The following is a 25,156-nucleotide window of genomic DNA, read 5'->3' as shown; positions in this document are numbered from 1 at the left end:
GGCATCCGCGCCGGCGGCGGCGTCGGCCGCGCTGGTGGCGCGAATGGCGCCATGGCTTTCCGCCTTCGCCAGCGCGTCCTCCGACAGGTCGAAAGCACGGACGGCATAGCCGTTCTTCAGCAGGTTGGCGGCCATGCCGCCGCCCATATTGCCCAGGCCGATGAAGGCGATCGTCTCAGTCATGTCCGGCTTCCTCTCTCATTGCGTCAGGCCCGTGCGTCGGCCAGTTCAGGCAGGGGCGTCCATTGCCGCTCCGGCGGCAGCGGCGTGAAGATGGCATCGATCATGGCGTCGCTCACCGCCTCCAGCGTCGCGGGATTCCACCGCGGCGCATTATCCTTGTCGAAGATCAGCGCGCGCACGCCCTCGAGGAAATCGGGGCGGCGGATGATCGCGCAGGCCAGGCCGAACTCCATCGCCATATTGTCGGCGAAGCTGGTCATCCGCGCGCCCTCGACCAACTGGCGCAGGGCGACCTTGATCGTCTGGGGCGATTTGGTGCGCAGGACCGACAGCTGCTTTTGCGCCCATTCGCCGCCGTCAGCCTTGAGCGCGGCGATGATTTCCTCCGCCTTGTTCGACGCGAACAGCCGGTCGATGTCGGCACGCGCCGCGTCCAGCTTTGATGGAGGCGGGACGGCGTTCGCCGCGTCCAGCACGATGGCGAGGTCCGACGGGTCCGTCAGGATGCGGGCCTTCACGTCGTCCAGCGCTTCCGACGCCATATAGTGCGTCGCGATGCCGACGGCGACGCAGTCGGCCCCGTCGATCCGCGATCCGGTCGCCGCCAGCCACGCGCCGACCCGGCCGGGCAGGCGCGGCAGGAACCAGCCGCCGCCGACATCGGGGAACAGGCCGATGCCGGTTTCGGGCATGGCGAAAGTCGTGCGCTCGGTCGCGACGCGATAGCGGGCGGGGAGGGAGATGCCCACGCCCCCGCCCATGACGATGCCGTCGATGAACGCCACGATCGGCTTATCATAGACGAACAACAGATGGTTCATCCGATATTCCAGCGCGAAAAAGCGCTCCGCCTCCACGCAGTCCGCCTTGGCGCTGTTGGCGATCAATGCGATGTCGCCGCCCGCGCAAAAGCCGCGCGAGAGCTTTGGGTCGCCGTCCGGCGCGGGCAGATGGTCGATCATGACGGCGGCGACGGCATCGTCCTCGCGCCATGCCAGCAGCGCGTCGTTGATCGCGTCGCACATGTCCGGGGTCAGGGCGTGGATCGCCTTGGGCCGGTTCAGGCGGATGCGGCCGACGCCGTTTTCGATGATGGTCAGGACTTGGTCGTTCATCATGGTTCCGTTCGGATGTGGAGAGCGACGGGCATTATTGCCGCAGCATGTCCCGCGCGATGATCATCCGCATGACCTGGTTGGTGCCTTCCAATATGGAATGGACGCGCAGGTCGCGCCAGAAGCGCTCGATCGGATAATCCATCAGATAGCCATAGCCGCCATGGAGTTGCAGCGCGCGATCGACCACGGACGACCCGGTGTCGGTGGCCAGTCGCTTGGCCATGGCGGCGAAGCGGGTCTTGTCGGGCGCATTGTCCGTCACCTTGACCGCGGCGGCATAGAGCAGGGTGCGAGCGGCCTCCAATTCGGTCTGCATGTCGGCCAGCATGAACTGGGTATTCTGGAAATCGGCGATCGACTGGCCGAACTGCTTGCGCTCACTGGTATAGCGGACGGACTCGTCGATGCAGCGCTGCGCGCCGCCGAGCGAACAGGCGCCGATGTTGAGGCGTCCGCCATCCAGCCCCATCATCGCGATGCGGAAGCCTTCGCCTTCGCCACCGACCAGATTGTCCACCGGCACGCGCACGCCGTCGAAATTGACCTGCGCCGTGGGCTGCGAATGCCATCCCAGCTTGCGTTCCTGCGCGCCGAAGCTGACGCCTTCCATGTTCTTTTCGATGACCAGGCAACTAATCCCCTTGGGACCATTGCCTTCCGGCGTATCGGGGCCGGTGCGCACCATGACGACATAGATGTCATTCTCGCCGCCGCCGGAAATGAACTGCTTGGAGCCGGTGACGACATAATGGTCGCCGTCCCGGACCGCGCGCGTTTTCAGGCTGGCGGCGTCGGACCCGGCGCCCGCCTCGGTCAGGCAATAGCTCGCCATGCGCGCCATCGGGACGAGGTCGGGAAGATATGTGTCCTTGACCGCCTGGCCGCCGAAACGGTCGATCATCCAGGCGCCCATATTGTGGATCGAGATGAAGGCGCTGGTCGACGGGCAGCCATAGGCCATCGCCTCCATGATGAGCGCAGCTTCCAGCCGGCCAAGGCCGATGCCGCCCGCTTCCTCCGACACATAGATGCCGCCAAAGCCAAGCTCCGCCGCCGCGCGGATGGTGTCGCGGGGAAAGATATGCTTTTCGTCCCATTCGCCCGCAAACGGGGTGATGGCGTCGGCGGTGAAACGCTGCGCCATGTCCTGGATCGCGCGCTGGTCGTCGGTCAGGTCGAATTGGGTCATGCTTTCCTTTCGCTCCGCCCCTCGGTTCGTCATGCCGTTTCGCGCGCCATGATCGCCGTGCCCCGTCCTTGTAGCAATGCCGCGTTATTGCCAGCAACGGTGAAGTTGTGCATGGTCGATCTGCAAATTTGCAGGTGAGGCGATGTTCGACTGGGATGATCTGCGCGTGTTCCTGGCGGTGGCCCGCGCGCACAAGGTGGCGCCGGCGGCGCGCGCGCTGGGGATCGATGCGACCACCATCGCCCGGCGGCTGGCGCGGCTGGAAAAAGCGCTGGGCGCCGAACTGTTCGAAATGGGCATGGGCGAACGATCGCTGACATCCCATGGGCAGGTGCTGCTGCGCCACGCGGAAGGCGCCGAAAGCGCGGCGCTCGCCGCCATGGAGGAGGTGAAGGGGCAGGAACATCGGCTGTCAGGCCAGGTCCGGCTGTCGGTGGCGGAAGGGTTCGGCACCTGGGTGCTGGCGCCCGGCATGGGCGATTTTAACCGGCGGCATCCGGGCATCAGGCTGGATCTCATCACCGCGTCCGGCTTCCTCAACCCCTCCAACCGGGAAGCCGACATGGCGGTGATGCTGGCCAGGCCGCAGCGCGGGCGGCTGACGGTGCGGCGGCTGGGCGACTATCGGCTGCATCTTTATGCGTCGCCGGCCTATCTGGAGCGGGTCGGACGGCCCGGCCGGCCCGCCGACCTGCGCCACCATACGCTGATCGGCTATGTGCCCGAATTCATCTTCACTCCCGAACTCAATTATCTGGACGAGGTGGAGGCGGGGCTGGAGGCCAATTTGCGATCGACCAGCATCATCATGCAGCAACGGATGATCGCGGAAGGGGCAGGGATCGGCGTGTTGCCTGACTTTATCGGCCGCCGCGACCCCGGCCTGATGCCGCTGATGGTCGACCGGGTGGAAATCACCCGCAGCTTCTGGCTGGTCATGCATGGCGACCTGCGCCGGCTGGCGCGGATCGGCGCAGTGGCCGACTGGTTGCAGCAACGGGTGGACATATTGTCGGGGCATCGTGACCCGGACATTACGCGAAAGTCAATCGACGCGGCCCGTCCGCCCCGCTAAGGGAGTCGCGATGGATAGAGAGCGGTCGCATTTCGCCCATGCAATATAAGCCCAAGCGCAGCCGGGCGATCGCCCTGCCGAGCAGCGATTTTCGCGCCCGCGCCACCGAATATCTCGATTTCCTGGCCGCCTGGGTGAAGAAGCCGCGCCAGACCGCGTCGGTGGTGCCCTCCAGCCGCTATCTGGCCCGGTTGATGGTGGCGCAGATCGATCCTGCTGACGGTCGCGTGCTGGAACTGGGCGGCGGCACGGGCGTGTTTACGCGTGCGATCCTGGAAACCGGCCTGCCGCCCGAACGGCTGGAGGTGGTGGAGATCAATCCCGCCTTCGCGCGCGGGCTGCGTCGCCATTTTCCCCATGTCTCGGTGCTGGAAACCCCGGCGCAGATCGTATCGACCGCGACCGCTGGTGATCCGGGCGATTATCAGACGGTGGTCAGCGGACTGCCGCTGCTGGCGATGGACCGGCATGTCCACGCCGACATCCTGTCCGAAGCCTTTCGCATGTTGAAGCCGGGCGGCAGCCTGGTCCAGTTCACCTATTCGATGCGCCCGCCGGTCAGCCGCGAAATTCTCGACGCGCTGGGGCTGGACGTCGTGCGCGCGGGTCATACGGTGCGCAACTTCCCGCCCGCGACCGTTTTCCGATTTTTCCGGCGCGGTGAATAGGTTGCACTTGGCAATCCGCCTCCTATCTTTGCCGCAACGCAAAAAGGGGCGGAGCGGTCCATGGCATCCATCATCGAGATTAGCGGCCTGACGAAACGCTATGCGTCAGGTTTCGAGGCGCTGAAGGGCGTCGATCTGACCATTGAGGAAGGCGAGATTTTCGCGCTGCTGGGGCCGAACGGCGCGGGCAAGACGACGATGATCTCAATCATCTGCGGTATTGCCCGGCCGACTGGCGGGACCATAAACGTGGCGGGGCACGACATTATCCGCGATTATCGCGGCGCGCGGACCGCGATCGGGCTGGTGCCGCAGGAATTGTCCACCGACCAGTTCGAGCGGGTGATCGACACCGTGACTTTCAGTCGCGGCCTGTTCGGCAAAGCCCGCAACGACGCCTATGTCGAAAAGATTCTGCGCGACCTGTCCCTGTGGGACAAGCGCAACAGCAAGATACTGGAATTGTCGGGCGGCATGAAGCGCCGCGTGATGATCGCCAAGGCGCTGTCCCACGAACCGCGCGTGCTGTTTCTGGACGAGCCGACCGCCGGCGTCGATGTGGAACTGCGCCGCGACATGTGGAAGCTGATCGGCGAATTGCGCCAGACCGGCGTCACCATCATCCTGACCACCCATTATATCGAGGAAGCCGAGGAAATGGCCGACCGGGTGGGTGTGATCAACCAGGGCGAGTTGATGCTGGTCGAGGACAAAACCGCGCTCATGAAGAAGCTGGGCAAGAAGACGCTGACCGTCGTGCTGGCCGACCCGATCGATGCGGTGCCGCCCGACCTTGCCGAATGGGACGTGACGCTGGGCGCCGATGGCCATGAAATCGAATATATATTCGACACCCAGGCGGAGCGGACCGGCGTATCATCGTTGCTGCGCCGGTTGGGAGACCTCGGCATAGGCTACAAGGATATCAACACCCGGCAAAGCAGTCTGGAGGATATTTTCGTTAGTCTGGTCCATCAGGAGAAGGCGGCATGAGTCTCCAGAATCTGCGCGCCATTTCGGCCATTTATCGTTTTGAACTGCATCGGTTCCGCCGCACGTTGCTGACCGGGCTGCTCGTCCCGGTCATCACCACCTCGCTCTATTTCGTCGTGTTCGGCGGGGCGATCGGATCGCGCATGACGGAGGTGGACGGCATCCCCTATGCCGCCTTCATCGTGCCCGGCCTCATCATGATGGCGATGTTCACTGAAAGCATCTTCAATGCGAGTTTCGGCATATACATGCCCAAATTCACCGGCACCATCTATGAATTATTGTCGGCGCCCGTTTCCGCTGCGGAAACGATCATCGCCTATGTCGGCGCGGCGGCGACCAAATCGCTGATCGTGGGAATGATCATCTTCCTGACCGCGCATCTGTTCGTCGATGTGCCGGTCGCGCATCCCTTCGCCATGGTCGGCTTCATGGTGCTGATCGCGGTCAGCTTCTGCCTGTTCGGGTTCATCCTGGGTATCTGGGCGCAAAGTTTCGAGCAGTTGCAGGTGATCCCGCTGCTGCTCATCATGCCCATGACCTTTCTGGGCGGCGCCTTTTATTCGGTCCATATGCTGGCGGAGCCGTGGCGCACCGTTACGCTGTTCAACCCGATCGTCTATCTGATCTCAGGCTTTCGCTGGACCTTTTTCGGCCGGGGCGATGTGGGGATCGAATTCAGCCTGATCTTCGTCGCCGGGATGCTGGCCGTCTGCCTCGCCATCATCGGCTGGATATTCCGCACTGGCTATCGACTGAAGAAGTGAGGAGGGGGGAGCGCTCGGGCGCTCCCGTCTTCGTTGCGCGCAACGCCGCTGAAAATCAGGCGGCCTGGCTCTCGGGCGTCACGGCGAACAGGGTCACGCCCTTATATTTGTCGTCGCCGTCATTATAGAGGCCGTACATCGCCTCGAACGCTTCATCCAGCACCTGAAGGTCGGACAGGCCCGCCACCTTGAACGTGCCGAGCTTCAACTCGCGCGGCGGCTTGCCGTCGCGGTCCGTGGTCACGGCGTCGACATACATCTCGTCATGACGGGTGTAGAGGATGTGCGGTGCCAGGGTGACGACCATCTTGTTATAGGTCACCTTCAGGCACTTCTGGAGCGCGATCGCTTCAAAAATCTCGGTAGGGGCTTGCATGATCGGTTTTCCCTGACCGATTTTGGTGATTCTTTCAATTGCTTTGTGCGCCGCACCATTTCCTTCCGTGCAATCGTCGCGATGAACCGTTCAGGCCGGGACCAGCCCCAGCCGTTCGCGCAGGGTCCACCGCGCGACGAGCAGCAGCGCGGCCGCCCCCAGCCCGCTCGCCAGGCCGAGCCAGATGCCGATACCGGCCATGCCGAGCGGAAACGCGAGCATTATGCCCACGCCAATGCCCACGATCCAATAGCCGATCAGCGCGAAGATCATCGGCACGCGGGTATCCTGCACGCCGCGCAGCACGCCCGAACCCACCGCCTGGGCGGCGTCGACCAGCTGGAACAGCGCCGCTATCGCCAGGAAGCTGACCGCCAGCGCGGCCGTGCGCGCATTGGCGGGATCGGCAAGGTCGAGGAAGGCGGACACCAGCAGGCGCGGCATCAGGATCAACAGCGCGGCCGCGGCGCAGGCAAAGCCGGTGCCGATGATCAGCGCCAGCCAGCCGGCACGCCCGACACCGGCGCGATCCCCGCGCCCATAGGCCATGCCGACCCGCACCGTCGCGGCCTGCCCGATGCCCATCGGCACCATGAACACCAGCGCCGCGATCTGGATCGCGACGGCGTGGGCGGCGAGCGAATCGCGGCCGATCAACCCCATCAGGAAAGCGGAGGCATTGAACACCGTCGTTTCAAACCCCAGCGTTATCGCGATCGGCAGGCCCAGCGCCCAGACCTGTTGCTGGCGTTCGCGATCGCGAGTCCAGAACCGGCCCATCAGCCGATAGCGGCGGAAACGCCGATCGATCAGGATGACCGCAAGCAGCCCCAGGAACAGGAAGCTGGAGGACAGGCTGCTCGCCAGCCCCGCACCGAACAGGCCCAGCGCGGGCAGTCCCAGATGGCCGAAGATCAGCGCCCAGCCAGCGAGGATATTCAACGGAATGGCCGCCAGCATGATGAGCAGGCCCCAGACCGGCCGTTCCAGCGCGGCGATGAAATTGCGCAGCGTGGTGAAGCCGAGGAAAGGCAGCAGCGCCCATTGCAGACCGCGCATCACCTGCCCGGCGCCATATGCCAGGTCGGGCTGTTGCCCCAGCGCGCGCAATATCCCCTCGCAATGCCAGAGGATCAGCCAGGCGGGGAGGACGAAGAACAGCGCCGCACGCAGCGTCTGGTGGACGGTGCGCCGCACGTCGCGCACCGAATGGCGGCGTCGGCCGCGCTCGCTGGCGATCAGGGGTGACGCGGCGGTGACCAGGCCCATACCGAAAATCAGAAATGCGTGGAACAGGTTGATGGCGAGCGCGCCGGCCGCCACACTCTCCGCGCCGCGCCGGCCGAGCAGCAGCAGGTCGCTCGCGGCGATCGCCGACCAGGCGATATTGCCCGCGATCATCGGCAACGCCAGCGCGATCAGCGCGCCGGCCTCGATGCGCCAGGGGGAGGGGTGGGTCACGTCGATATGTCCGAAAGAGGATGAAGATCCCGGCCGTCTGCCCCCGATCGTCCGGGATGGCGTGCCCTCCTATCCGCCTCAGTGCTTCTTGAACAGATGCAGGACCGCGACGATGATCCCACCGACCACCAGCCCGACGATCGCGCCGCCAATGGCGTTGACGATCCAGTCCGCCGCAGGCCCCATAACGGGCAGGGCATGGGCGGCGCCGGCGGCCACATGATGGATCGCGCCGGGTATCAGTTCCCAGTGAAATTCATGCAGGCCATGGACGATCAACCCGCCGCCGACCCACAGCATCGCGGCGGTGCCGACCACGCTCAGGACGGACATCAGGATCGGCATCGCTTTCACCAGCCCACGGCCGAGCGCCTGTGTGGCGGCAGACGGGCGCTGGGCAAGATGAAGCCCGATATCGTCCATCTTCACGATCAGGCCGACGACGCCGTAAACGCCCGCCGTGATGAGCACGGCAACGACCGCCAGCACGACCGCCTGTTCCCAGATGGGTTCACTCGCCACGGTGCCCAGCGCGATCGCCATGATCTCGCCCGACAGGATGAAGTCGGTGCGAATCGCGCCGGAGACCTTCTGTTGCTCCAGGTCCGCCGAATTATGCGTCTCGACCGCGAGCTGCGCCACGTCATGCCCGCCGCCCATAGCCTCGATCAGCTTTTCCACCGCCTCGAAACACAGGAAGGCGCCGCCCGCCATGAGCAGTGGCGGCAAAAGCCAGGGGGCGAAGGCCGACAGCAGCAGGGCGGCCGGCAACAGGAAAATGATCTTGTTGCGGATCGACCCCTTGGCGATCTTCCAGATGATCGGCAATTCGCGGTCCGGCGTCAGGCCCATGACATAATTGGGCGTCACCGCCGTGTCGTCGATGACCACGCCGGCCGCCTTTGATCCCGCCCTTCCGGTCGCGCCCGCGACATCGTCCAGCGAAGTGGCGGCGAGCTTGGCGATGCCCGCCACGTCATCGAGCAGCGCGATCAGACCCGAAGGCATGGATGATGGTCCCCTGTTGCGGGCGGCGGACGCGCCACCCGATGCCCACCTATTAGGGGCGGCGCATCAGGGGAGCAACGGATTGTGTCGGTTCAGAAATTGCCCGGCGGATCGCTGGCGGGAAAGCTTTCGTCGGATTGTTCGTCGACCTTGTCCCAATCGGCTTCGCCATGCTGCGGCCCCGCGTCCCGCACGATGCCGGACGATCCGACCGGCCCGCGATCGTCGGCATCACTGCCGCCCATCCAGTCGCGCCACCCCTTGATCGCGAAATAGCCCAGGCCCGTGATGACGCCCAGTTTCAACAACCCCTTCATGATGACTTCTCCTGCCCGTGGTGAAGATGAATCCAGTCGGCCCGGTCACTGCTAACCGCGTCCGGCGTCAGGCGCATGTCACCTTCCTCATCGGTGCCGCCCGGCGGTTCCATGCCGCCACCCGCGTGGCCGAGCGACCAGCGTTCCCGCAGCGCCGCGTCGATCATCGCACCCCATGCCTCGACATCGCCCACGGTCCGCATAGCGGCGTCGGGCTCTTTCAGGATGGCCAGGATGCTGGCGGCGTCCTCCACCCGGTCGGGCCAGCCATCCGGGTTCATCGCCGCCAGATGGCGGGCCAGCCGTTCGATCAGGGTGCGGTCTTCCATGCAGGTCGAACGCCCGGTGGCGGCAGCCGTTCCCCGCGCCGCGCCATTATCGTGACGCGATCGCATCGAAATGAACGGGCAGGGTGATCGCGTGTTTTGCAAGGCGAGCGGCGTGAAGGAGAAGGACCATGCCCCAGGGCGACAAGAGCAGCTACACCGACAAGCAGAAGCGCAAGGCCGAACATATCGAGGAAGGCTATGAGGATCGCGGCGTCAGCCATGATGAGGCCGAACGTCGCGCCTGGGCCACGGTGAACAAGGAATCGGGTGGCGGCAACAAGTTGGGGTCCGGGCGCGGCAAGCCGGACACGCATGTGTCGTCGCGCAAGGGCGGTCGCAAAGGCGGCGCCGCGTCATCGCGCCGATCCGCGGCGGATCGTTCTGCCGCCGCGAAAAAGGGTTGGGAAACGCGACGGAAACGAGGGCATGGATGAAGGCGGGCCGCCGACAGCGATCAGCAGCGGACCTCATTCCCCCTCGCGCAGGCGGGTGGGGCATAGATAGGCTGCCCGTCCGCTTCCTCTCAAACCCGTCGTCGCCCACAAACAAAAAAGCCGCCCGGTAAGGGGCGGCTTTCTCGTTCGATCCGTCAGGAAACTCAGGCTTCGGTTTCGTCCTCGGCCGGGGCTTCTTCGGTTTCCGCGGCGATTTCGCCGGGTTCCGCGTTGGGATCATAATCCTCGGTGAAGCCCGCTTCGTCCTTTTCGAACATTTCGGCCATCACGTCGACGCCCTGCGATTGCAGTTCGGCTTCTTCAGGCGAACGAGCGACGTTCACCGTGATGGTGACGGCGACTTCGGGGTGCAGCGCGACCTTGACGTCGAACACGCCCAGGGTCTTGATCGGGCGTTCCAGCACGACCATCGCCTTGGTGACGTCGGTGACGCCATCGGCGTGCAGCGCTTCCACCACGTCGCGGACGGCGACCGAACCGTAAAGATGGCCGGCGTTGGACGACTGGCGGATCAGGACGATCTGCTTGCCGTTGACGCCTTCGGCGGCTTTTTCAGCGTCGCCTCGACGGGCGGCGTTTTCTGTTTCGATCCGGGCGCGGTTGGCTTCGAACACCGCCCGGTTGGCGTTGTTGGAGCGCAGCGCCTTCTTGTTGGGCAGCAGGAAGTTACGTGCGTAGCCGTCCTTGACGGTTACGACGTCGCCGATCGCGCCCAGCTTCTCGATACGTTCGAGCAGGATGATTTCCATGGGGTTACTCCCTTACTTCACGATGTAGGGCAGCAGGCCCAGGTGACGGGCGCGCTTGATGGCCGAAGCCAGTTCACGCTGCTTCTTGGCCGAAACGGCCGTGATGCGGCTGGGGACGATCTTGCCGCGCTCGGACACGAAGCCCTGGAGCAGACGGACGTCCTTATAATCGATCTTCGGCGCATCCTTGGCGGCGAAGGGGCAGCTCTTGCGGCGGCGGAAAAACGGGCGTGCCATGGTTTCAGATCTCCTTATTCAGCAGCCGGGGCGTCTTCGCGGTCGCGGCGCGGGCCACGATCTTCGCGAGGGCCACGATCACCACGATCACCACGGTCGCCGCGCGGGCCACGATCGCCGCGTTCCGAGCGTTCCTGCTTGCGCATCATCACCGACGGACCGGTTTCCAGCTCATCGACCTTGACGGTCATGTAGCGGATGATGTCTTCGTTGATCTGGGTCTGGCGCTCCAGTTCCGCGACGACGCCGGCGGGGGCGGCGATGTTCAGCATCACATAGTGCGCCTTGCGGTTCTTGGCGATCTTGTACGCGAGCGAACGCAGGCCCCAGGTCTCGACCTTGGTCACCTTGCCGTCCATATCCTCGACGATCTTCGTGGCGGTTTCCGCCAGTGCGTCAACCTGCGCCTGTGCCAGATCCTGGCGCGCAAGGAAGACGTGCTCGTAAAGAGCCATGTCATAGCCTCATCTGTTGGCCGATCGCTGACGCGCGCCCCATGCGCGACGCCCCTCCGGCTGTCGTCTCAAGTCAATGCTTCGCGGCGCCGCCGAGTCACCCCGGTGCCGTGCGAAGGCGCGCCTATGACGCAAAGGCGGTGGAAAGGCAAGCGCGCAAGCCGAATAAATGGCCATTCGCGCCGAACTTGTCGAAGTCCTGTTCTTCCTTCTATCGTGAGTCGCAGGAAGAGAAGCACAGCCCGTCTACAGTAGGGGGCAAAAGGGGGGTGGAATTCTCATGGCCGTTGCGATTGCCGCATTATCGCTGATCCTGTTGATGATCGCGGCCTATCGCGGGATGAGCGTCATCGTCATGGCGCCGCTGCTGGCCATGCTGGCCGTGTTCCTGACCGATCCCGCCGCCGTTCCCGCCGCCTTTTCGGGCCTCTTCATGGAAAAGGCCGCCAGTTTCCTGAAACTCTATTTCCCCGTATTCCTGCTGGGCGCGCTGTTCGGCAAGCTGGTGGAGATTGCCGGCTTTTCTCGCGCCATCGTGACGGCGGTGATCGGTTTCATCGGCGCGGGCCGGGCTATCCCCACGATCATGATCGTGACGGCGCTGCTGACCTATGGCGGGGTGTCGGTGTTCGTGGCGGTGTTCGCCGTCTATCCCTTCGCCGCCGAGATGTTCCGGCGCGCCGACATCCCCAAGCGGCTGGTGCCCGCGACCATCGGCCTTGGCGCGCTCACCTTCACCATGGATGCGTTGCCGGGCACGCCGCAGATCCAGAACATCATTCCCGCCAGCTTTTTCGGCACCACCGCCTGGGCCGCGCCGGTGCTGGGGCTGATCGGGTCGATTTGCATCATCGTCGCCGGTCTGACCTATCTGGGCTGGCGTCGACGCAGCCTGATGGCGGCGGGGGAGGGCTATGGCGCCCCCGAAACCCTGGTGAACGAACCCGACCGGCATGAGGAGACGGCGGACGTGCATCCGTTGATCGCGCTGTTGCCGCTGCTGGTTGTGGGCGTGGGCAATTTGCTGCTCACCATGGCGATCCCGCGCTGGGCCGGAGGCGAGACGGTAACGCTCGCGCTGCCGGGCATGACCGACCCTGTCAGCGTGCAGGTGGCGCAGATGGCGGCGCTCTGGGCGGTGGAGGGGGCGTTGCTGCTGGGCATCGGGACGATCCTGCTCTTTGCCTATCCCACCGTGGCGCGGCGCTTTGCCGACGGATCGAAGGCGGCGGTCGGCGGCGCGTTGCTGGCCGGGATGAACACGGCGGTCGAATATGGTTTTGGCGCGGTCATTGCGGCGCTGCCGGGCTTCCTGATGGTCAAGGAAGCGCTCAAGGCGATTCCCAATCCCTTGGTCAATGAAGCCGTTACCGTGACCTCGCTCGCCGGCATCACCGGCTCGGCCTCCGGCGGGCTTTCCATTGCGCTCGCCGCCATGGCCGATCAGTTCGCGGCGGCGGGGGATGCGGCGGGCATTCCCCGCGAAGTGCTGCACCGCGTCGCCTCCATGGCGTCGGGCGGCATGGACAGCCTGCCGCATAATGGCGCGGTCATCACCCTGCTGGCCGTGACCGGCTTGACCCATCGCCAGGCTTATAAGGATATTTTCGCGCTGACGGTCATCAAGACGCTGACGGTGTTCGTGGTGATCGCGGTCTATTATCTGACAGGGCTGGTCTGAAGCCGGCCTCCGCAGGACCGGCCGACCCGATCTGCCACGGCCTAGCCCCGGTGCATCTCAGCCGAACCGATGAAATGTGCGCGGGTCGAAGGACCGGCATGGTCAAGCAGGGCGACGACCTTGTCCTTGAGACTGTCCGATGGACAGGTGGGATCGTCATAGGCCATGCCCCATTCGCCAAATTCGCGCGTTTCGATCTGCATCTCGCGCAGCTTGACGATGGCACAATGGCGGGGATCGCGGCTGATCCGCTCATAGATGCGCTCGACCGCGTCCCTGGGGCCTTCCAGCACCTGAAGAAAACGCTTGCTGTTGAAAAGCAGCAGCCCGGTCACGCCCGACGACCGGTTGCGGTCGGCGGCGGCGCTGGCGATGGCCCTGCACTGGGCCGCGCTGACCGGGAAGGTGACGCTGCTGATATACATGATCTGATACAAGGACATGAAATTTTCCGACTACGCCCCCCGACGGCATCGGCTATGTATTATAAGCCCTTAACATCCGGTATTTGATCTCGATCAGGCCTGAATATGGCGAAGCCCCGGAAGAGGATGGCTCTTCCGGGGCGCCGGCCTTTAGTGCAGTGCAAGCGCGCTCTTAACGGATCGCGTTGCCGATGACCGCACCGATCAGGCCGCTGGTGATCGCGATCAGCACCGCGTCATTGCCCGAACGGACCCACTGATAACCGCGCGGCGGAGCGGACAGGCGATAGTCGCGATAGTTGCTGACGACGCGATAATTGCTGGCGTAGCGACGGTCGAAGCGCTGACCCTTGGCCCAGCGGCGGGACGTCGGGGTGGCCTTGCGCACGGTGGTCTGCTTCTTCTTGACGACGGTGCGGCCATTATCCTTCTGCTTGACGACCGTACGGCTCACTTCCTTCTTGCCGTGGGTGGAATGATAGGGGGCGGCCTGGGCCTGGGCGGTGACGATGGGGCTGGCGACCAGGGTGGTGGTGGCCAGGGCGATCAGGATCTTCTTGAACATGTCTTGCTCCTTACCTTTGTCTCGGGCGCCATTCCTTGGCGTCGAAGACAGAGATAGGCGGCGCTTGTCGCGCGAATGTGTCGCGGGCGCGCCAAGTTTGTCGGAAATTGTAACAAGCTGAAATATAATCTGAATGCCCGTTCAGAAAGCGGTGATTTCCGCCCTATAAGGGCCTGTGGCGCCGATGCGGTTGCGCGGGCCGCGCGCAAAAAGAAACCCCGCAGCAGCGCTGCGGGGCGGATGGCGCCGATGGGAAGAGTTTTCATCAGCCCGGCAGGGGCGTCGCCGTCACCACCATGCGTTGCAGCAGAATGGGCCGGTCCTTGCCCTCGATCAGCTGGGCGGGACGCTCCGCCGATGCGGCGGTCAGGGCCGACAGGCTGAGGCCCAGAACCAGCGCGCTGCTGGCGATGCTCATGGCGATGGTCTTCATGGGGCTTGGCTCCTTCCGCGCGCCGACATGGCGGCATGGAAGGGGCATTAGGAAAACAATGTCGCAGGATTATCCCCCGCGACATCCCCATTTGTCGGAAATTGTATCAGCCCGCCGGTTCCAGCTCATTCATGGCGCAGGGCGTCGATTGGATTGAGGCTCGCGGCCCGGCGCGCCGGGAAATAGCCGAACACCACCCCGATCGCGGCTGAAAACAGAAAGGCGATCATGTTCACCTTGGGATCGAAGAGGAAAGGCACCTGCATCAGCGGCGCGATGGCGACCGACGCGATCAGCGCCAGGAACAGGCCGATGAGCCCGCCCAGGCAGGACAGCACGATCGCTTCCACCAGAAACTGCATCAGCACCTCGCGCGCGACCGCGCCGATGGCGAGGCGGATGCCGATTTCGCGGGTGCGCTCCGTCACCGACACCAGCATGATGTTCATGATGCCGATGCCGCCCACCAGCAGCGAGATCGCCGCCACCGCGCCGACGATCTGCGTCAGGATGGTCGTCGTGCCGGTCAGCGTGTCGCTGATCTGCTTGGTGTCGAAGACGTTGAAATTATCCTGGTCGCCCGGCTTGATCTTGCGCCGCTCGCGCATCAGCTCCTCCAGGCTGGTCTGCACCACCGACGTGTCATAGGCGTCGTCGACCGCGACCATGATCTGGCTGACGTCGCGGTCGCCGGTGAAGCGGCGCTGGACGAACTTGATCGGCATGACGACGACATCGTCCTGGTCGCCAAAGCCGCCCTGGCCGCGCGTGGAAAGAACACCCACCACCTGGCAGGACACGCCCTTGATCCGCATCCGCTTGCCCAGCGGATCGTTATTCTGGAACAGGTTGGTGCGCACCGTATTGCCGATGATGCAGACCGCTTTGCCCGCTTCTTCCTCGTCCGGCATGAACAGCCGGCCGTCGGCGACCTTCCATTGCTGCACCTCGGAATAGGCCGATGTCGTGCCATAGACGGTGGTCGACCAGTTATTGCCCTCATAGATGGCGGTGCCGCTCGACTGCACCACGGGCGCCACGGCGCGCACGCCGGTCAATTGGTTCTGGATGGCGGTGAGGTCGGCTTCCTTGAAGTCGGGCGGGCGCGGCCCGCCGCCGCCGCGGCCAAAGCCCTGGCCGGGACGAAGCTGGAGGACGTTGGCGCCCAGCGAACTGATCTGCTCCCGCACGGCGGCTGTCGCGCCATTGCCCAGCGTCACCATGGTGACGACGGCCGCCACGCCAATGATGATGCCCAGCGTGGTCAGGAAGCTGCGCAGCTTGTGCCGGTTGATCGCCCGAAAGGCGAGGATGACGGTGGTGCCTAGCATGGGGTGATCTCGAAATAGGCGTTATGCTGAAACAGGTTCAGGATGACGGGACCATGGCATCGGAAACGCATTTGCTTCACCCCCGCAATCCCTTCTCGATCCGTTCGACCAGCCCATCCTTGAAATGGACGATCGTGCGCGCGAACGCGGCCATGTCCTGTTCGTGCGTCACCATCAGGACGGTGATGCCGCTGTTGCGGTTGAGGTCGGTCAGCAATTCCATGATTTCGATCGAGCGTTCCGAATCGAGATTGCCGGTCGGCTCGTCCGCCAGCAGCACATCGGGTTGCGTCACGATGGCGCGGGCGATGGCGACGCGCTGTTGCTGGCCGCCGGAAAGCTCGGCGGGCGTATGGTCCCACCATTCGCGCAAGCCCACCTTGTCGAGCGCGGCCATGCCCATGTCGTAGCGCTGCTTCTTGTCCTCGCCGCGATACAGCAAAGGCAGTTCGACATTTTCCAGCGCCGTGGTGCGCGACAGCAGGTTGAAGCCCTGGAAGACGAAGCCCAGATAGCGCCGGCGCAACAGCGCGCGCTGGTCGCGGTCGAGCGTTTCGACATGGCGCCCCTTGAACTGGAATTCGCCCGCCGACGGCACGTCCAGGCAGCCCAGGATGTTCATCGTCGTCGACTTGCCTGAGCCCGAAGGCCCCATGACCGCCACGAAGTCGCCCTGCGCAATGTCGAGATCAATGCCCTTGAGCGCCTGGAACGCGGTCGGCCCCTCGCCATAGATCTTGGTCACGCCGCGCAGCGAGATGATCGGTTGTTCGGCCATTGCGCGTCAGGTTCCGCTCTGCCGCCCCGTGCCGCGCGTCGCGGCGGGGGCGGGGTCGCCATTCACGGGCGCGACGGGCGCGGTTTCCGGCGCGGCGTCACCTGAATTGCCCAGCTTGCCCACGCTCGCCGGGCTGCCGTCGGTGGAGGGGTTGCGCGGACGATCGCCCGTCTCCTTGCCCTGCGTGCGCCCGGTATCGGCCTTCTGGTCCTCGACCGGCGCCTGCTGGCCCGCGGCGAGCTGGCCGGTGATGACCTTCATGCCGGGCTTCAGGTCGCCGCCGGTGACCACGGTGCGCGACCCGTCGCTCGCGCCGACCACCACTTGCACCGCCTTGGGACTGCCGTCTTCGCCGACGATATAGACCGTCTGGGCGCTACCCGCGCCGAAATTGACCTGCTGGCTGCTGCCGCGCCGGAAACGGCGCGGGCCGGGCAGGACGCTGGTGATGCCGCCGCCCTGCGCCGCGCCGCTGCTGGGCTTGAAGCGCAAGGCGCTGTTGGGGACCAGCAGCACGTCATGCAGTTCCTGCGTCACGATGTCGGCGGTCGCGGTCATGCCGGGGCGCAGGATTTCGTCCCGATTGTCGACCGACAGCACGGCGGTATAGGCGACGACCGTGCCCGACGTGCTGGTCGTGCTGCTGCTGGTCGAGGATGAGGACGAACTGGTCGATCCGTTCGATCCCACATTCACCCGCGTCACCGTGGCGGGGAAGCTGCGGCCGGGAAAGGCGTCCACGGCAAAGGTCGCGGTCTGGCCGTCCTTCACCTGGCCGACATCGGCTTCGTCCACCGACACTTCCACTTCCATCTGCGTCAGATCCTCCGCGATGGTGAAGAGCACCGGCGCGTTGAGCGAGGCGGCGACGGTCTGTCCCGGTTCGATGTCGCGCGACAGGACCACGCCGGTCACGGGCGAGACGATCTGCGCGATCGACAGGTTTGTCTGGGCGGTGGAAAGCCCCGCCTGCGCGACGCTGACCTGCGCCTGGGTGGAACGGAGATTGGCAAGCGCACCCTGATAATCGGCGCGCGCGCTGTCCAGTTCGGTCCTGGCGGGCACGCGGCCGCCCGACAATTTGAACACATTTTCCTGCCGGTCGAGCGTCGCCTTGGCCAGCGCCACCTGCGCCTGCGCCTGCGCGACGCTGGCCTGTGAAGAGGCGACCTGCGCCCGGTTCTGCGTCACCGTATCGACCAGTCGGCGGGTGTCGAGTTCGGCGAGCTTCTGCCCACGCGTGACCCGATCGTTCACATCGACATACACCTGGGTGATCTTGCCCGATTGCTCGGACCCGACATCGACCTGGTTGATCGGCTTGAGGTTGCCGGTGGCCGACACGGTGACGGTCAGGTCGCCCTTGCGCACCTCGCGCGTCGCATAATTGGCCTGATCCTCGCCGGCGAAGCAGCGGGCGACCAGCAGCACGGCGATCAGCAGGATCAGGCCGATGCCGCCCCGGATCGCCCACTTACGCCACGGTTTCTGGGGCTTTGCGCCCAAAAAGTCGTCGAGATCCTGGTCGGTGGTCACGTCATTGCTCATCGGGGCGGTTATCCATGCTCTGCCAGCCGCCGCCCAGCGCATTGTAAAGCTGGGCGATGGCGAGGGCTTCGTCGGCTTCGGCGGAAGCCAGGCTGTTGCGCGCGTTCAACAGGGTGTTTTCATTATTGGACAATGTCTGAAAGTCGATCAGGCCCGCCTGATACTGGCTGCGCGCCAGGATCGCGGCATTGTTGGACGCTTCATAGGCGGTGGCGAACGCCGCCTTGCGCGCGCGGGCGCTGGACAGCGACGCCATGGCGTTCTCGACATCCTCCAGCGCGGTGAGGACGCTCTGCTTGTAGGCGGCGAAGGCGGCGTCGGTCGCGGCCTTTTGCGATCGCACCTGCGAGGCGAGGCGACCGCCGTCGAAGATGGTCTGCGCCACATTGGCGAAAACGCCGCCGGTAATCAGGCTGAACAGCTCTTTGAAACTGTTCGACGTGGTGCCGATATTCCCGCTGATGCCCAGCGCGGGATAAAGCTGTGCCTGCGCGACGCCGATCCGCGCCGTCGCGGCGGCCAGCGTCCGTTCGGCCGATCGCACATCGGGCCGCTGGCGCAGCGTGTCGGCGGGGATGCCGGTGACGATCCGCGTCGGGGCGACCGGGATGGGGGCGGGGGTCTCCAGCGCGCGGGTCGCTTCGCCCGGCGCCTGTCCCGTCAGCACGGCGATGCGGTTCAGGCTGCCCCTCAGGCTCGCCTCCAACTGCGGGATGCTGGCGCTGGTCTGGGCGAGTTGCGCCTTGGCCTGCTGTTCGTCGAGCGAGGAAACGAGACCGGCCTGCAAGCGCCAGTCGGCGATCTGGTAATTATCCTGCTGGACCGCCAGCGTTTCCCGCGCCACGCGAAGCTGTTCCTGGGCCAGCCGCGCCTGCACATAATTGGTGACCAGTTCGGAAATGATGGTCATCCGCACATTGGCCAGGTCGAAGCCTGAGGCGGAAAGATCGGCCCGCGCCGCTTCGGCCGAGCGGGAGAGTTCGCCGAACAGATCGACCTGCCAACTGGCGTTGGCGCCGACCGAATAGCTGCTCGACCAGTTGCTCGCGCCCGTGCTGATGACATTGCCGCTATCATCGACGCGGGTGCCGCCGGCCTGGCTACGGTAATTCTTGCCGCCGCTGGCCGATCCGCTCACCTGCGGCAGGAAGCCGGCATTGGCCTGGCGCAGGCTTTCGCGCGCCTGCCGCAGCCGCGCCTGCGCCTGCACGATGTCCAGATTGTTGGCGATCGCCTGGTCGATCAGGGCGCTCAACGCGGGATCGTCCAGCCGCGTCCACCATTGCGCCAGCTCCGCCGTGTCGATCGCCGCGCCATTGCCCTGGCTATAAGCCTCGGGAATGCCGAGCGACGCCGCCTGCGGAGCGCGATAATCGGGGCCGGCGGCGCAGGCGGACAGCAGCAGCGCCGACCCGCTGATCCAGGATATGCGATATCGCACCTTTTCCTTGCACTCCGTCATCGTTAAAGGGGCCGCTTCACGCCATCCCGGCTGGGGTGGCGAACGTTCTGTCCCTGACTGCCGCAGGGCCATGTACGGCTCAACGACATTTATGTCTCAAAGTGTAACGGCATTGGAAATCAGCGCTTTTTGCAATGCGCTGTAGGTCAGAGGTGAGTGATGCGGGCATTTGTTTTTCCGGGGCAGGGCAGCCAGTCGGTGGGGATGGGCAAGGCGTTGGCCGACGCCAGTCCGGCGGCCAGGGAGCTGTTTCAGGAGGTCGACGACGCGCTGTCGCAGCATTTGTTCCGCATCATGGTCGATGGGCCGGAGAGCGACCTGACCCTGACGGAGAATGCCCAGCCCGCGATCATGGCCAACGCCATCGCCACGCTGCGGGTGATGCAGAGGGAAGGCGGCTTTTCGCTGAGCGACAGGGGCGATTATGTCGCCGGCCACAGCCTGGGCGAATATAGCGCGCTGTGCGCGGTCGAGGCTTTCGACATCACCACCACGTCGCGGCTGCTGAAACTGCGTGGCCAGGCGATGCAGGCGGCCGTGCCGGTGGGCGAAGGCGCGATGGCGGCGCTGCTGGGCGCGGATATCGACAAGGCGCAGGCCTTGGCCGATGCTGCGGCGCAGGGCGAAATCTGCACTGTCGCCAACGACAATGATCCATCGCAGGTCGTCATTTCGGGCCATCGCGGCGCGGTCGAGCGCGCCGTCGCCATGGTGAAGGACCATGGCATCAAGCGCGGCGTGCTGCTGCCGGTGTCGGCGCCCTTCCATTGCCCGCTGATGCAGCCGGCCGCCGATGCGATGGCGCAGGCGCTGGCCGCCGCGACGCTCTCCGCGCCGCTGCTGCCGGTCTACGCCAATGTGCTGGCCGCGCCGATCGCCGACCCGCAGGAGATCAAGGCCAGGCTGGTCGAGCAAGTGACCGGCCGCGTGCGCTGGCGCGAATCCGTCGCCGCGATGTGGGATGCGGGCGTCACCGATTTCGTTGAAGTCGGCGGCAAGGTGCTTGGCCCGATGATCAAGCGCATCGCGCCTGACGCCACCGTCCGCAGCATCGTGACCATGGACGATGTCGAAGCCGCGCTGGCGACCTTCTGAACAGATCCCGTCATTCCGCAAAAGCGGGACTGACGAACGCATTGATGAAAGGCATTATCATGTTCGACCTTACAGGCATGACCGCGCTCGTGACCGGCGCTTCGGGCGGTATCGGCTCCTCGATCGCGAAGGCGCTCGCCGCGCAGGGCGCGACCCTCGCGCTGTCGGGCAGCAATGAGGACAAGCTCAAGGCCTTCGCGGCCGAACTGGGCGGCGACCACAAGACGATCGTCTGCAACCTCTCCGATTCGGCGTCGGTCGATGCGCTGGTGCCGCAGGCGGTGGAAGCGCTGGGCGGCAAGGTCGACATCCTCGTCAACAATGCCGGCATCACGCGCGACAACCTGATCCTGCGGATGAAGGACGAGGAATGGTCGCAGGTCATCTCGGTCAATCTGGAGGCCGCATTCCGCCTTTGCCGTGCCGTCGCCAAGCCGATGATGAAGGCGCGTTTCGGCCGCATCATCTCCATCACCTCGGTCGTCGGCGTCACCGGCAATCCGGGCCAGGCCAATTATTGCGCGTCGAAGGCCGGCATTATCGGCATGTCCAAGAGCCTGGGCCAGGAATTGGCGAGCCGCGGCATCACCGTGAACTGCGTCGCGCCCGGCTTCATCCGGTCGGCCATGACCGATGCGCTGAACGACGCGCAGAAAGGCGCGATCCTGGCGAAGATCCCCGTCGGCGACCTGGGCGACGGCGATGATATCGGTGCGGCGGTCGTCTATCTCGCCAGCAAGGAAGCGGGCTATGTCAACGGCCAGACGTTGCACGTCAATGGCGGCATGGCGATGATCTGACGGGTGTCGGGGGCCTGCGCTTTCAGGCCTCCATTCCCTCCAGCGCGGTGAAGCGCTGCGACCAGAGTGCGCCATAGACCGCCATCCATTGCACCACCGGACCCAGCCCCTTGGCGCGCGCGGCATAATAGGTTTCGCGCCCGGCGCGGCGGGCCGTCACGAGCCTGGCCCGTTTGAGCTTGCCAAGGTGGCGCGACACCATCGGCTGGGATACCCCCGACACCGCCGTCAGGGCATGGACGCTCTGTTCGCCTTCGCGCACCAGATATTCCAGCAGGGCGCGGCGAGTGCCGTCCGACAGGGCCTTGAACTGGGCGTCGATCGTGGCGCCGCGATCCTCTTGTAACATCTTCGTCATGGGCTTGTCATAACTGAACGGTTATGAATTGGGCAAGCCTTCATGCGTCGGGGCGCCCTGTGGCAGCGTTAACCAAAAAAAGTTGATCGACGCCTCTGGCTGAGTCTTTTGAGTCACACCGCCCGATATTGAGTCTCGCGCACCTGTGGCGACTCAATATCTTGTGGTTCCCGCTTCGTTCTCACCGCCGTTAACCATTGTCTCAGCCATTGATGCTAAGCCGCTGATCTTGACGGCGGACTCCCGAGGACTCATCGCATGGTCCTCAAGACGAACGGGGGCAAGCATATATGGGTGTGATGGAACAGGTCGCAGCGCCGCGACGGAAGAAGGTGATTGCGCCAGTCGCCATCGCGGCCGCGGACATTCCAACCGACAGCCTGCTGCGCGGCGACTGCATCGCGCAGATGGCGTCGCTGCCCGACAATTGCATCGACATGATCTTTGCCGACCCGCCCTATAATCTTCAGCTTGGCGGCGACCTGTTCCGGCCCGAGGGCGGCCGCGTCGATGCGGTCGACAATGATTGGGACAAGTTCGACACGCTGGGCGCCTATGACCGATTCACCAAGGCCTGGCTGCGTGAGGCGCGCCGCATTCTGAAGCCCAATGGCAGCATCTGGGTGATCGGCAGCTACCACAATATCTTCCGCGTGGGCGCGGCGTTGCAGGATGAAGGCTTCTGGATTCTCAACGACATCATCTGGCGCAAATCCAACCCCATGCCCAATTTCAAGGGCACCCGCTTCACCAACGCGCATGAAACGCTGATCTGGGCCAGCCAGGGCGAGGACGCGAAATATACGTTCAACTATAAAGCGATGAAGACGCTCAACGACGAGTTGCAGATGCGCTCCGACTGGGTGCTGCCGATCTGTGCCGGGCAGGAACGGCTCAAGCGCAACGGCACCAAGGCGCATCCGACGCAAAAGCCCGAAGCGCTGCTCTATCGTGTGATGCTGTCCTGCACGAAGCCCGGCGACGTGGTGCTCGATCCCTTCTTCGGCACCGGCACCACCGGCGCGGTCGCCAAGCGGCTGGGCCGCAAATGGATCGGCATCGAGCGGGAGGAAAGCTATATCGAGGTCGCGCTGGAGCGGATCGCCGACGCGCTGCCGCTTGACGAATCCGCGCTCACCATCATGCAGAGCGCCCGCAATCAGCCCAAGGTCGCCTTTGGCACGCTGGTCGAAACCGGCTATCTCAAGCCCGGCGCGATCCTGACCGATACCAAGCGCCGCTGGCAGGCGCAGGTGCGGGCGGACGGGTCGCTCGCCGTGGGAACCGACACCGGCTCCATCCACAAGATGGGCGCCACCTTGCAGGGCGCGCCCAGCTGCAATGGCTGGACCTTCTGGCATTATGAGGCGGAAGGGGGGCTGAAGCCGATCGACGCGTTGCGCCAGACCTATCTGCTCGCCAACGAACCTTGAGATAAGGGCCTGACTCGCAAACGGATAGGGGATGGTTCATGACACTGCTTTCCGACATCCCCGCCGACGCGCGGCTCTACCTCAAGCCGACATGCTATGTGCCGACGCCGATCGGCCTGCCTGACGGGGCGGCGGCGCGGATGGGCAATGGACTGATCTGGTTCCAGGCCTATGAACTGACCGTGCTTCGGGGCGCGCAGCGGATCGGGCGGGTCACCATCCCGGTGGCCGCCTTCGCCGCCACCATCGCCGACCTGCCCGACGCCCTGGCGCAGCGCGCGCGCCATCTCGCCGCCAACATCTCCGCCCCGCGTCCGCCGCTGGCGCTGGGCGACCGAACCATTCGCTTCGACGCGCCGCAGGTGATGGCGATCCTCAACATCACGCCCGACAGCTTCTCCGACGGCGGCAAGCATATGGACGATCCCCAGGCGGCGGCCGACGCGGGCTTTGCCATGGCGGCGGCCGGCGCGGCCCTGATCGATGTCGGTGGCGAATCCACCCGGCCAAAGGCGCCGCGGCTGTGGGAAGGGGACGAGATCGCCCGCATCGTGCCGGTGGTCGAGCGGCTCGCCGCGTCGGGCGTCGCCATATCGGTCGATACGCGCAGGGCCGCGGTGATGGAGGCGGCGCTCGCCGCCGGCGCGCATGTCATCAACGACGTCAGCGCATTGCGCCACGATCCGCGCGCCATGGACGTGGCGGTCGCGGCGGGTTGTCCCGTCATCCTGATGCACGCCCCTTCCGCCGGGGACGACCCGCACGACAATCCCGCTGGCTATGGTGATGTCGTGGCCGATGTTCACGATCATCTGGAGGCGCGGATCGCCGCCTGTATCGACGCGGGCATCCCGCGCGAAAAGATCATGGTCGATCCGGGCCTTGGCTTTGGCAAGAGCCTGGCCGACAATCTGGCGCTGGTGAACGGGCTGGCGACGTTTCAGGCGCTGGGCGTGCCGCTGCTCTTCGCCGGCAGCCGCAAGCGGTTGATCGGCGCTTTGTCCAACGAAGCGCCGGCCGCCGAGCGTCTGGGCGGATCGGTGGCGCTGGCGTTCCGCGCCGCGCAGCTTGGCGCGCAGATGGTGCGGGTCCATGACGTGCGTGAAAGCGTGCAGGCGCTGCACCTGTGGCGCGGCCTGGCGGACGCGGGATTGAGCACGATCTAGCGACGGGTATTATTTTACCCGTCAGCAAAGCCGCCTATTCGCTTGACTTGCGGGCCATGACGGGTCATTAGCGCCCCACTTCCGGGCGTCGGCAACGGCGTCCGGTTTCATTTTTTCATTCTGGAGTATTGGCACCATGAAGGCGCTGATGAAGACCACCAAGCCGGCAACCCCGGCGACGGTCGAAAAGAAGTGGATCCTGATCGACGCCGAAGGCCTCGTCGTGGGTCGCCTCGCTTCGACCGTAGCGAATATCCTGCGCGGCAAGCACAAGACCAGCTTTACCCCCCATGTCGATTGCGGTGACAATGTCATCATCATCAACGCGGGCAAGGTCAAGTTCACTGGCCGCAAGCTGACCGACAAGGTTTATTACAAGCACACCGGCTATGCCGGCGGCATCAAGGAAACCACCCCCCAGAAGATTCTGGAAGGCCGTTTCCCCGAGCGCGTCCTGGAAAAGGCCATTGAGCGCATGATCCCCCGCGGTCCGCTGGGTCGTCAGCAGATGCGCAACCTGCGCATCTTCGCCGGTGCTGATCATGTCCATGAAGCCCAGAACCCCGAAGTGCTCGATTTCGCGTCGCGCAACCGCAAGAACAAGGTGGGTGCATAATGTCCGATAACCGCCAGTCCCTGTCCGATCTCGCGCAGATCGCCGCTGACGCCGCCGCTGCGCCGGCCCCTGCCGCCGCTCCGGC

At 64.8% G+C, this 25,156-nt stretch carries 30 protein-coding genes; 11 read left to right on the top strand and 19 right to left on the bottom strand.

Annotated features, from left to right (window positions below; translation table 11 throughout):
• The 3 genes from C100_RS0125275 to C100_RS43455 all read right to left on the bottom strand — a co-directional run.
• The coding region (locus tag C100_RS0125275; protein ID WP_031310121.1) for an NAD(P)-binding domain-containing protein at nt 1-183 on the bottom strand (183 nt) is incomplete at its 3' end.
• Between the two features lie 23 nt (nt 184-206).
• Nucleotides 207-1,298 carry an enoyl-CoA hydratase/isomerase family protein gene (locus C100_RS43460; RefSeq protein ID WP_031310120.1) on the bottom strand — a complete coding sequence of 364 codons (1,092 nt, stop codon included), beginning with the start codon at nt 1,296-1,298 and terminating at the stop codon, nt 207-209.
• Between the two features lie 34 nt (nt 1,299-1,332).
• A complete protein-coding gene (locus C100_RS43455; RefSeq protein ID WP_024021422.1) occupies nt 1,333-2,490 on the bottom strand; it encodes an acyl-CoA dehydrogenase family protein in 1,158 nt (385 codons plus the stop codon).
• Nucleotides 2,491-2,632: 142 nt separating this feature from the next.
• On the opposite strand from C100_RS43455, the gene C100_RS43450 reads away from it, so the two are divergent.
• From C100_RS43450 to C100_RS43435, 4 genes are read left to right on the top strand one after another with little or no spacing between them, the layout of a single operon-like run.
• Complete coding sequence (locus C100_RS43450) at nt 2,633-3,565, top strand: LysR family transcriptional regulator (RefSeq protein ID WP_024021421.1); 933 nt, start codon at nt 2,633-2,635, stop codon at nt 3,563-3,565.
• Nucleotides 3,566-3,603: 38 nt separating this feature from the next.
• Nucleotides 3,604-4,233 carry a class I SAM-dependent methyltransferase gene (locus tag C100_RS43445; RefSeq protein ID WP_024021420.1) on the top strand — a complete coding sequence of 210 codons (630 nt, stop codon included), beginning with the start codon at nt 3,604-3,606 and terminating at the stop codon, nt 4,231-4,233.
• Nucleotides 4,234-4,293: 60 nt separating this feature from the next.
• Entirely contained in the window at nt 4,294-5,226 is a 933-nt protein-coding gene (locus C100_RS43440; protein WP_024021419.1) for an ABC transporter ATP-binding protein, read from the top strand.
• Complete coding sequence (locus C100_RS43435; protein ID WP_024021418.1) at nt 5,223-5,993, top strand: ABC transporter permease; 771 nt, start codon at nt 5,223-5,225, stop codon at nt 5,991-5,993. The genes C100_RS43440 and C100_RS43435 overlap by 4 nt, the downstream gene beginning before the upstream one ends.
• A 55-nt stretch (nt 5,994-6,048) precedes the next feature.
• Here C100_RS43435 and C100_RS43430 read toward each other — a convergent pair whose 3' ends face one another.
• From C100_RS43430 to C100_RS43410, 5 genes are all read right to left on the bottom strand, one after another.
• A complete protein-coding gene (locus C100_RS43430; RefSeq protein ID WP_024021417.1) occupies nt 6,049-6,369 on the bottom strand; it encodes a hypothetical protein in 321 nt (106 codons plus the stop codon).
• 90 nt (nt 6,370-6,459) lie between these two features.
• Nucleotides 6,460-7,770, bottom strand: a complete 1,311-nt coding sequence (locus C100_RS43425; RefSeq protein WP_052028367.1) for an MATE family efflux transporter — start codon at nt 7,768-7,770, stop codon at nt 6,460-6,462.
• Between the two features lie 138 nt (nt 7,771-7,908).
• Entirely contained in the window at nt 7,909-8,838 is a 930-nt protein-coding gene (locus C100_RS43420) for a DUF808 domain-containing protein (protein ID WP_024021415.1), read from the bottom strand.
• A 92-nt stretch (nt 8,839-8,930) separates the two neighbouring features.
• On the bottom strand, nt 8,931-9,155 hold the full coding sequence (locus C100_RS43415) for a hypothetical protein (RefSeq protein WP_024021414.1): 225 nt from the start codon (nt 9,153-9,155) through the stop codon (nt 8,931-8,933).
• Nucleotides 9,152-9,484, bottom strand: coding sequence for a hypothetical protein (locus C100_RS43410; protein WP_031310114.1), 333 nt, complete (start codon nt 9,482-9,484; stop codon nt 9,152-9,154). Before C100_RS43410 ends, C100_RS43415 begins: the two co-directional genes overlap by 4 nt.
• Nucleotides 9,485-9,612: 128 nt before the next feature.
• On the opposite strand from C100_RS43410, the gene C100_RS43405 reads away from it, so the two are divergent.
• On the top strand, nt 9,613-9,918 hold the full coding sequence (locus C100_RS43405; protein ID WP_024021412.1) for a hypothetical protein: 306 nt from the start codon (nt 9,613-9,615) through the stop codon (nt 9,916-9,918).
• Nucleotides 9,919-10,082: 164 nt separating this feature from the next.
• Here C100_RS43405 and rplI read toward each other — a convergent pair whose 3' ends face one another.
• Genes rplI through rpsF form a run of 3 tightly spaced genes read right to left on the bottom strand, consistent with a single transcriptional unit; the run spans nt 10,083 to nt 11,380 of the window.
• Entirely contained in the window at nt 10,083-10,688 is a 606-nt protein-coding gene (gene rplI, locus C100_RS43400) for a 50S ribosomal protein L9 (RefSeq protein ID WP_024021411.1), read from the bottom strand.
• 12 nt (nt 10,689-10,700) lie between these two features.
• Nucleotides 10,701-10,925, bottom strand: coding sequence for a 30S ribosomal protein S18 (rpsR, locus tag C100_RS43395; protein WP_009821298.1), 225 nt, complete (start codon nt 10,923-10,925; stop codon nt 10,701-10,703).
• A 14-nt stretch (nt 10,926-10,939) separates the two neighbouring features.
• Nucleotides 10,940-11,380, bottom strand: a complete 441-nt coding sequence (gene rpsF, locus C100_RS43390) for a 30S ribosomal protein S6 (protein WP_024021410.1) — start codon at nt 11,378-11,380, stop codon at nt 10,940-10,942.
• A gap of 280 nt (nt 11,381-11,660) precedes the next feature.
• Between rpsF and C100_RS43385 the strand changes: the two genes are divergently transcribed.
• Entirely contained in the window at nt 11,661-13,061 is a 1,401-nt protein-coding gene (locus tag C100_RS43385) for a GntP family permease (protein WP_024021409.1), read from the top strand.
• A 41-nt stretch (nt 13,062-13,102) separates the two neighbouring features.
• Here the strand turns inward: C100_RS43385 and C100_RS43380 are convergent, their stop codons facing one another.
• The 7 genes from C100_RS43380 to C100_RS43355 all read right to left on the bottom strand — a co-directional run bounded on the left by C100_RS43380 (nt 13,103) and on the right by C100_RS43355 (nt 19,603).
• Nucleotides 13,103-13,504 carry a BLUF domain-containing protein gene (locus C100_RS43380; RefSeq protein WP_024021408.1) on the bottom strand — a complete coding sequence of 134 codons (402 nt, stop codon included), beginning with the start codon at nt 13,502-13,504 and terminating at the stop codon, nt 13,103-13,105.
• Nucleotides 13,505-13,658: 154 nt separating this feature from the next.
• Nucleotides 13,659-14,051 (bottom strand): RcnB family protein, encoded by a 393-nt coding sequence (locus C100_RS43375; protein ID WP_024021407.1) that lies wholly within the window; start codon nt 14,049-14,051, stop codon nt 13,659-13,661.
• A 265-nt stretch (nt 14,052-14,316) separates the two neighbouring features.
• Entirely contained in the window at nt 14,317-14,484 is a 168-nt protein-coding gene (locus tag C100_RS48890; RefSeq protein WP_024021406.1) for a hypothetical protein, read from the bottom strand.
• 125 nt (nt 14,485-14,609) lie between these two features.
• Nucleotides 14,610-15,815: an ABC transporter permease gene (locus C100_RS43370; RefSeq protein ID WP_024021405.1), complete on the bottom strand. Its 1,206-nt coding sequence runs from the start codon at nt 15,813-15,815 to the stop codon at nt 14,610-14,612.
• 76 nt (nt 15,816-15,891) lie between these two features.
• On the bottom strand, nt 15,892-16,593 hold the full coding sequence (locus tag C100_RS43365) for an ABC transporter ATP-binding protein (protein WP_024021404.1): 702 nt from the start codon (nt 16,591-16,593) through the stop codon (nt 15,892-15,894).
• 6 nt (nt 16,594-16,599) lie between these two features.
• Nucleotides 16,600-18,141: an efflux RND transporter periplasmic adaptor subunit gene (locus C100_RS43360; protein WP_024021403.1), complete on the bottom strand. Its 1,542-nt coding sequence runs from the start codon at nt 18,139-18,141 to the stop codon at nt 16,600-16,602.
• Complete coding sequence (locus C100_RS43355) at nt 18,131-19,603, bottom strand: efflux transporter outer membrane subunit (RefSeq protein ID WP_024021402.1); 1,473 nt, start codon at nt 19,601-19,603, stop codon at nt 18,131-18,133. The genes C100_RS43360 and C100_RS43355 overlap by 11 nt, the downstream gene beginning before the upstream one ends.
• A gap of 159 nt (nt 19,604-19,762) precedes the next feature.
• On the opposite strand from C100_RS43355, the gene fabD reads away from it, so the two are divergent.
• The gene (gene fabD / locus C100_RS43350; protein WP_031310110.1) at nt 19,763-20,698 is read left to right on the top strand and encodes an ACP S-malonyltransferase; all 936 of its coding nucleotides are present in this window, start codon (nt 19,763-19,765) and stop codon (nt 20,696-20,698) included.
• A 59-nt stretch (nt 20,699-20,757) separates the two neighbouring features.
• Nucleotides 20,758-21,498 carry a 3-oxoacyl-[acyl-carrier-protein] reductase gene (gene fabG, locus C100_RS43345; RefSeq protein ID WP_031310107.1) on the top strand — a complete coding sequence of 247 codons (741 nt, stop codon included), beginning with the start codon at nt 20,758-20,760 and terminating at the stop codon, nt 21,496-21,498.
• A 22-nt stretch (nt 21,499-21,520) separates the two neighbouring features.
• Here fabG and C100_RS43340 read toward each other — a convergent pair whose 3' ends face one another.
• Nucleotides 21,521-21,856, bottom strand: a complete 336-nt coding sequence (locus C100_RS43340; protein ID WP_024021399.1) for an ArsR/SmtB family transcription factor — start codon at nt 21,854-21,856, stop codon at nt 21,521-21,523.
• Nucleotides 21,857-22,146: 290 nt separating this feature from the next.
• Between C100_RS43340 and C100_RS43335 the strand changes: the two genes are divergently transcribed.
• The 3 genes from C100_RS43335 to rplM all read left to right on the top strand — a co-directional run bounded on the left by C100_RS43335 (nt 22,147) and on the right by rplM (nt 25,071).
• Nucleotides 22,147-23,289, top strand: coding sequence for a site-specific DNA-methyltransferase (locus C100_RS43335; RefSeq protein WP_024021398.1), 1,143 nt, complete (start codon nt 22,147-22,149; stop codon nt 23,287-23,289).
• Nucleotides 23,290-23,327: 38 nt separating this feature from the next.
• Complete coding sequence (folP, locus tag C100_RS43330; protein WP_024021397.1) at nt 23,328-24,455, top strand: dihydropteroate synthase; 1,128 nt, start codon at nt 23,328-23,330, stop codon at nt 24,453-24,455.
• 136 nt (nt 24,456-24,591) lie between these two features.
• A complete protein-coding gene (gene rplM / locus C100_RS43325) occupies nt 24,592-25,071 on the top strand; it encodes a 50S ribosomal protein L13 (protein WP_024021396.1) in 480 nt (159 codons plus the stop codon).
• The last annotated feature ends 85 nt before the right edge of the window (nt 25,072-25,156 follow it).

The organism is Sphingobium sp. C100 (assembly GCF_000508185.1).
Lineage (GTDB): Bacteria > Pseudomonadota > Alphaproteobacteria > Sphingomonadales > Sphingomonadaceae > Sphingobium.
The sequence above is the reverse complement of the archived record's forward strand: the minus strand, read 5'-3'. Positions and strand labels throughout refer to the sequence as shown.

Excerpts from the sequence above, each read along its gene's own strand:
- C100_RS43455 (WP_024021422.1), bottom strand. The coding sequence starts at position 2,490 with ATGACCCAATTCGACCTGACCGACGACCAGCGCGCGATCCAGGACATG.
- C100_RS43430 (WP_024021417.1), bottom strand. The coding sequence starts at position 6,369 with ATGCAAGCCCCTACCGAGATTTTTGAAGCGATCGCGCTCCAGAAGTGC.
- C100_RS43355 (WP_024021402.1), bottom strand. The coding sequence starts at position 19,603 with ATGACGGAGTGCAAGGAAAAGGTGCGATATCGCATATCCTGGATCAGC.
- C100_RS43440 (WP_024021419.1), top strand. The coding sequence starts at position 4,294 with ATGGCATCCATCATCGAGATTAGCGGCCTGACGAAACGCTATGCGTCA.
- fabD (WP_031310110.1), top strand. The coding sequence starts at position 19,763 with ATGCGGGCATTTGTTTTTCCGGGGCAGGGCAGCCAGTCGGTGGGGATG.
- C100_RS43385 (WP_024021409.1), top strand. The coding sequence starts at position 11,661 with ATGGCCGTTGCGATTGCCGCATTATCGCTGATCCTGTTGATGATCGCG.
- C100_RS43450 (WP_024021421.1), top strand. The coding sequence starts at position 2,633 with ATGTTCGACTGGGATGATCTGCGCGTGTTCCTGGCGGTGGCCCGCGCG.
- C100_RS43410 (WP_031310114.1), bottom strand. The coding sequence starts at position 9,484 with ATGGAAGACCGCACCCTGATCGAACGGCTGGCCCGCCATCTGGCGGCG.
- C100_RS43380 (WP_024021408.1), bottom strand. The coding sequence starts at position 13,504 with ATGTCCTTGTATCAGATCATGTATATCAGCAGCGTCACCTTCCCGGTC.
- fabG (WP_031310107.1), top strand. The coding sequence starts at position 20,758 with ATGTTCGACCTTACAGGCATGACCGCGCTCGTGACCGGCGCTTCGGGC.
- folP (WP_024021397.1), top strand. The coding sequence starts at position 23,328 with ATGACACTGCTTTCCGACATCCCCGCCGACGCGCGGCTCTACCTCAAG.
- C100_RS43370 (WP_024021405.1), bottom strand. The coding sequence starts at position 15,815 with ATGCTAGGCACCACCGTCATCCTCGCCTTTCGGGCGATCAACCGGCAC.
- C100_RS43340 (WP_024021399.1), bottom strand. The coding sequence starts at position 21,856 with ATGACGAAGATGTTACAAGAGGATCGCGGCGCCACGATCGACGCCCAG.
- C100_RS43375 (WP_024021407.1), bottom strand. The coding sequence starts at position 14,051 with ATGTTCAAGAAGATCCTGATCGCCCTGGCCACCACCACCCTGGTCGCC.
- C100_RS43460 (WP_031310120.1), bottom strand. The coding sequence starts at position 1,298 with ATGAACGACCAAGTCCTGACCATCATCGAAAACGGCGTCGGCCGCATC.
- C100_RS43445 (WP_024021420.1), top strand. The coding sequence starts at position 3,604 with ATGCAATATAAGCCCAAGCGCAGCCGGGCGATCGCCCTGCCGAGCAGC.
- rpsR (WP_009821298.1), bottom strand. The coding sequence starts at position 10,925 with ATGGCACGCCCGTTTTTCCGCCGCCGCAAGAGCTGCCCCTTCGCCGCC.
- C100_RS43420 (WP_024021415.1), bottom strand. The coding sequence starts at position 8,838 with ATGCCTTCGGGTCTGATCGCGCTGCTCGATGACGTGGCGGGCATCGCC.
- C100_RS43415 (WP_024021414.1), bottom strand. The coding sequence starts at position 9,155 with ATGAAGGGGTTGTTGAAACTGGGCGTCATCACGGGCCTGGGCTATTTC.
- C100_RS48890 (WP_024021406.1), bottom strand. The coding sequence starts at position 14,484 with ATGAAGACCATCGCCATGAGCATCGCCAGCAGCGCGCTGGTTCTGGGC.
- C100_RS43435 (WP_024021418.1), top strand. The coding sequence starts at position 5,223 with ATGAGTCTCCAGAATCTGCGCGCCATTTCGGCCATTTATCGTTTTGAA.
- rplM (WP_024021396.1), top strand. The coding sequence starts at position 24,592 with ATGAAGGCGCTGATGAAGACCACCAAGCCGGCAACCCCGGCGACGGTC.
- C100_RS43335 (WP_024021398.1), top strand. The coding sequence starts at position 22,147 with ATGGGTGTGATGGAACAGGTCGCAGCGCCGCGACGGAAGAAGGTGATT.
- rpsF (WP_024021410.1), bottom strand. The coding sequence starts at position 11,380 with ATGGCTCTTTACGAGCACGTCTTCCTTGCGCGCCAGGATCTGGCACAG.
- C100_RS43360 (WP_024021403.1), bottom strand. The coding sequence starts at position 18,141 with ATGAGCAATGACGTGACCACCGACCAGGATCTCGACGACTTTTTGGGC.
- C100_RS43365 (WP_024021404.1), bottom strand. The coding sequence starts at position 16,593 with ATGGCCGAACAACCGATCATCTCGCTGCGCGGCGTGACCAAGATCTAT.
- rplI (WP_024021411.1), bottom strand. The coding sequence starts at position 10,688 with ATGGAAATCATCCTGCTCGAACGTATCGAGAAGCTGGGCGCGATCGGC.
- C100_RS43425 (WP_052028367.1), bottom strand. The coding sequence starts at position 7,770 with ATGATCGCGGGCAATATCGCCTGGTCGGCGATCGCCGCGAGCGACCTG.
- C100_RS43405 (WP_024021412.1), top strand. The coding sequence starts at position 9,613 with ATGCCCCAGGGCGACAAGAGCAGCTACACCGACAAGCAGAAGCGCAAG.